Origin of the sequence: Streptococcus catagoni (assembly GCF_011421425.1) — a bacterium.
Taxonomy (GTDB): Bacteria; Bacillota; Bacilli; order Lactobacillales; family Streptococcaceae; genus Streptococcus; species Streptococcus catagoni.
In genome coordinates, this window is the sequence record NZ_WPCW01000008.1 from 1 (window position 1) to 5,032 (window position 5,032).

Annotated in this window: 1 tRNA gene and 3 rRNA genes; all 4 read right to left on the reverse strand. The window is 49.6% G+C overall.

The features are described from left to right. The 4 genes from rrf to HBN42_RS09945 all read right to left on the reverse strand — a co-directional run bounded on the left by rrf (position 1) and on the right by HBN42_RS09945 (position 4,987). Positions 1 to 116: ribosomal RNA gene (rrf, locus tag HBN42_RS09930) — 5S ribosomal RNA — on the reverse strand. Positions 117 to 207: 91 nt separating this feature from the next. Beyond that, positions 208 to 3,111, reverse strand: a 23S ribosomal RNA gene (locus HBN42_RS09935). A gap of 201 nt (positions 3,112 to 3,312) precedes the next feature. Continuing rightward, positions 3,313 to 3,385, reverse strand: a tRNA-Ala gene (locus tag HBN42_RS09940). Between the two features lie 52 nt (positions 3,386 to 3,437). Further along, positions 3,438 to 4,987, reverse strand: a 16S ribosomal RNA gene (locus HBN42_RS09945). The 16S, 23S and 5S rRNA genes sit together here with 1 tRNA gene alongside, the layout of an rRNA operon. Between the last annotated feature and the right edge of the window lie 45 nt (positions 4,988 to 5,032).

A 5,032-nucleotide genomic window follows, 5' to 3' on the forward strand; every position in this document is an offset into this window, starting at 1 on the left:
GCTAAGCAACTTCCCTATCTAACAGGGGGCAACCCCCAACTACTTCAGGCGTTCTAGGGCTTAACTGCTGTGTTCGGCATGGGTACAGGTGTATCTCCTAGGCTATCGTCACTTAACTCTCTAAATGTGCTATTCTCATAGCCCACTCAAAATTGAATATCTATATTCTATCAAGTTCTTCTACCTACTGTCAATAAACTTTTGCTTTCGGATAAGTCCTCGAGCTATTAGTATTAGTCCGCTTCATATATCACTATACTTCCACTTCTAACCTATCTACCTGATCTTCTCTCAGGGCTCTTACTAACATAAAGTTATGGGAAATCTCATCTTGAGGGGGGCTTCGCACTTAGATGCTTTCAGCGCTTATCCCTTCCCTACATAGCTACCCAGCGATGCCTTTGGCAAGACAACTGGTACACCAGCGGTAAGTCCACTCTGGTCCTCTCGTACTAGGAGCAGATCCTCTCAAATTTCCTACGCCCGCGACGGATAGGGACCGAACTGTCTCACGACGTTCTGAACCCAGCTCGCGTGCCGCTTTAATGGGCGAACAGCCCAACCCTTGGGACCGACTACAGCCCCAGGATGCGACGAGCCGACATCGAGGTGCCAAACCTCCCCGTCGATGTGAACTCTTGGGGGAGATAAGCCTGTTATCCCCAGGGTAGCTTTTATCCGTTGAGCGATGGCCCTTCCATACGGAACCACCGGATCACTAAGCCCGACTTTCGTCCCTGCTCGAGTTGTAGCTCTCGCAGTCAAGCTCCCTTATACCTTTACACTCTGCGACTGATTTCCAACCAGTCTGAGGGAACCTTTGGGCGCCTCCGTTACCTTTTAGGAGGCGACCGCCCCAGTCAAACTGCCCGTCAGACACTGTCTCCGATAGGGATTACCTATCTGGGTTAGAGTAGCCATAACACAAGGGTAGTATCCCAACAACGCCTCAAACGAAACTGGCGTCCCGTTCTCAATGGCTCCTACCTATCCTGTACATGTGGTACAGATACTCAATATCAAACTGCAGTAAAGCTCCATGGGGTCTTTCCGTCCTGTCGCGGGTAACCTGCATCTTCACAGGTACTAAAATTTCACCGAGTCTCTCGTTGAGACAGTGCCCAAATCATTACGCCTTTCGTGCGGGTCGGAACTTACCCGACAAGGAATTTCGCTACCTTAGGACCGTTATAGTTACGGCCGCCGTTTACTGGGGCTTCAATTCAGATCTTCGCTTACGCTAAACCCTCCTCTTAACCTTCCAGCACCGGGCAGGCGTCACCCCCTATACATCATCTTACGATTTAGCAGAGAGCTGTGTTTTTGATAAACAGTTGCTTGGGCCTATTCACTGCGGCTGACTCTAAAGCCAGCACCCCTTCTCCCGAAGTTACGGGGTCATTTTGCCGAGTTCCTTAACGAGAGTTCTCTCGATCACCTGAGGCTACTCGCCTCGACTACCTGTGTCGGTTTGCGGTACGGGTAGTATGTAGTTAAACGCTAGAAGCTTTTCTTGGCAGTGTGACATCACTAACTTCGCTACTAAACTTCGCTCCCCATCACAGCTCAATGTTATAGAGATAAGCTTTTGACTCATCTCACACCTCACTGCTTAGACGTGCTCTTCCATTCGCACGCTTTAGTTAGCCTTCTGCGTCCCTCCATCACTATACATACTAGTACAGGAATATCAACCTGTTGGCCATCGGATACACCTTTCGGTCTCTCCTTAGGTCCCGACTAACCCAGGGCGGACGAGCCTTCCCCTGGAAACCTTAGTCTTACGGTGGACAGGATTCTCACCTGTCTTGCGCTACTCATACCGGCATTCTCACTTCTATGCGTTCCAGCACTCCTCACGGTATACCTTCTTCACACATAGAACGCTCTCCTACCATTACCTATAAAGGTAATCCACAGCTTCGGTAAATTGTTTTAGCCCCGGTACATTTTCGGCGCAGGGTCACTCGACTAGTGAGCTATTACGCACTCTTTGAATGAATAGCTGCTTCTAAGCTAACATCCTAGTTGTCTGTGCAACCCCACATCCTTTTCCACTTAACAATTATTTGGGGACCTTAGCTGGTGGTCTGGGCTGTTTCCCTTTCGACTACGGATCTTAGCACTCGCAGTCTGACTGCCGATTATATCGTCTTGGCATTCGGAGTTTATCTGAGATTGGTAATCCGGGATGGACCCCTCACCCAAACAGTGCTCTACCTCCAAGAGACTTAACATCGACGCTAGCCCTAAAGCTATTTCGGAGAGAACCAGCTATCTCCAAGTTCGTTTGGAATTTCTCCGCTACCCACAAGTCATCCAAGCACTTTTCAACGTGCCCTGGTTCGGTCCTCCAGTGCGTTTTACCACACCTTCAACCTGCTCATGGGTAGGTCACATGGTTTCGGGTCTACAACATGATACTAATCCGCCCTATTAAGACTCGGTTTCCCTACGGCTCCGTCTCTTCAACTTAACCTCGCATCATATCGTAACTCGCCGGTTCATTCTACAAAAGGCACGCTCTCACCCATTAACGGGCTCGAACTTCTTGTAGGCACACGGTTTCAGGTTCTTTTTCACTCCCCTCCCGGGGTGCTTTTCACCTTTCCCTCACGGTACTGGTTCACTATCGGTCACTAGAGAGTATTTAGGGTTGGGAGATGGTCCTCCCAGATTCCAACGAGATTTCGCGTGTCTCGCCGTACTCAGGATACTGCTAGGGCTAATTTCAATTTTAAATACGAGGCTTTTACTCTCTTTGGCTTACCTTCCCAGGTAATTCTTCTATTAATTTTAGTCCCACGTCGCAGTCCTACAACCCCGAGGAGTAAACTCCTCGGTTTGCCCTCCTGCCGTTTCGCTCGCCGCTACTCAGGCAATCGCGTTTGCTTTCTCTTCCTGCAGCTACTTAGATGTTTCAGTTCACTGCGTCTTCCTTCTCATGACCTTAACAGTCATGGATGACATGCATTACATGCCGGGTTCCCCCATTCGGACATCTCTGGATCAGCGCTTACTTACAGCTCCCCAAAGCATTTCGTCGTTAGTCACGTCCTTCTTCGGCTTCTAGTGCCAAGGCATCCACCGTGCGCCCTTATTAACTTAACCTTAATCCAGTCTGTCGACCTTCTTTATTTCTTTAATATGTTCGCGTTTATCTTTTTCGGTTTCTTTCTTGTTACTTTTCTACAATCATTTTCATGATCGTGGAATTTGATATAGATATTCAATTTTCAATGGACTATTCATGATATGTTACTATCATTTATCTAGGTGAACACGAGATTAATCTCTTTGTATCCTAGATAATGGAGCCTAGCGGGATCGAACCGCTGACCTCCTGCGTGCAAAGCAGGCGCTCTCCCAGCTGAGCTAAGGCCCCACAAAACCTCTCAAAACTAAATAAGACTCCAAACGTACTTCCTTATCCTTAGAAAGGAGGTGATCCAGCCGCACCTTCCGATACGGCTACCTTGTTACGACTTCACCCCAATCATCTATCCCACCTTAGGCGGCTGGCTCCTTAACGGTTACCTCACCGACTTCGGGTGTTACAAACTCTCGTGGTGTGACGGGCGGTGTGTACAAGGCCCGGGAACGTATTCACCGCGGCGTGCTGATCCGCGATTACTAGCGATTCCGACTTCATGTAGGCGAGTTGCAGCCTACAATCCGAACTGAGATTGGCTTTCAGAGATTAGCTTGCCGTCACCGGCTTGCGACTCGTTGTACCAACCATTGTAGCACGTGTGTAGCCCAGGTCATAAGGGGCATGATGATTTGACGTCATCCCCACCTTCCTCCGGTTTATTACCGGCAGTCTCGCTAGAGTGCCCAACTTAATGATGGCAACTAACAATAGGGGTTGCGCTCGTTGCGGGACTTAACCCAACATCTCACGACACGAGCTGACGACAACCATGCACCACCTGTCTCCTCTGTCCTAAAAGGAAAATCCTATCTCTAGGACGGTCAGAGGGATGTCAAGACCTGGTAAGGTTCTTCGCGTTGCTTCGAATTAAACCACATGCTCCACCGCTTGTGCGGGCCCCCGTCAATTCCTTTGAGTTTCAACCTTGCGGTCGTACTCCCCAGGCGGAGTGCTTAATGCGTTAGCTGCGGCACTAAGCCCCGGAAAGGGCCTAACACCTAGCACTCATCGTTTACGGCGTGGACTACCAGGGTATCTAATCCTGTTTGCTCCCCACGCTTTCGAGCCTCAGCGTCAGTTACAGACCAGAGAGCCGCTTTCGCCACCGGTGTTCCTCCATATATCTACGCATTTCACCGCTACACATGGAATTCCACTCTCCCCTTCTGCACTCAAGTTCTACAGTTTCCAAAGCATACTATGGTTGAGCCACAGCCTTTAACTTCAGACTTATAGAACCGCCTGCGCTCGCTTTACGCCCAATAAATCCGGACAACGCTCGGGACCTACGTATTACCGCGGCTGCTGGCACGTAGTTAGCCGTCCCTTTCTGGTTAGTTACCGTCACGTGTAGGACTTTCCACTCCCTACACCGTTCTTCTCTAACAACAGAGCTTTACGATCCGAAAACCTTCTTCACTCACGCGGCGTTGCTCGGTCAGGGTTCCCCCCATTGCCGAAGATTCCCTACTGCTGCCTCCCGTAGGAGTCTGGGCCGTGTCTCAGTCCCAGTGTGGCCGATCACCCTCTCAGGTCGGCTATGTATCGTCGCCTTGGTGAGCCTTTACCTCACCAACTAGCTAATACAACGCAGGTCCATCTCATAGTGGAGCAGTTGCTCCTTTTAAATCTAGTACATGTGTACTACATTGTCATGCGGTATTAGCTATCGTTTCCAATAGTTATCCCCCGCTATGAGGCAGGTTACCTACGCGTTACTCACCCGTTCGCAACTCCTTAGACTAGTGCAAGCACCAGTCCGCAGCGTTCTACTTGCATGTATTAGGCACGCCGCCAGCGTTCGTCCTGAGCCAGGATCAAACTCTCATTAAAAGTTTGAGTCTTTCACTCATTGTTTCTGTCGCTGACAGATTTTTT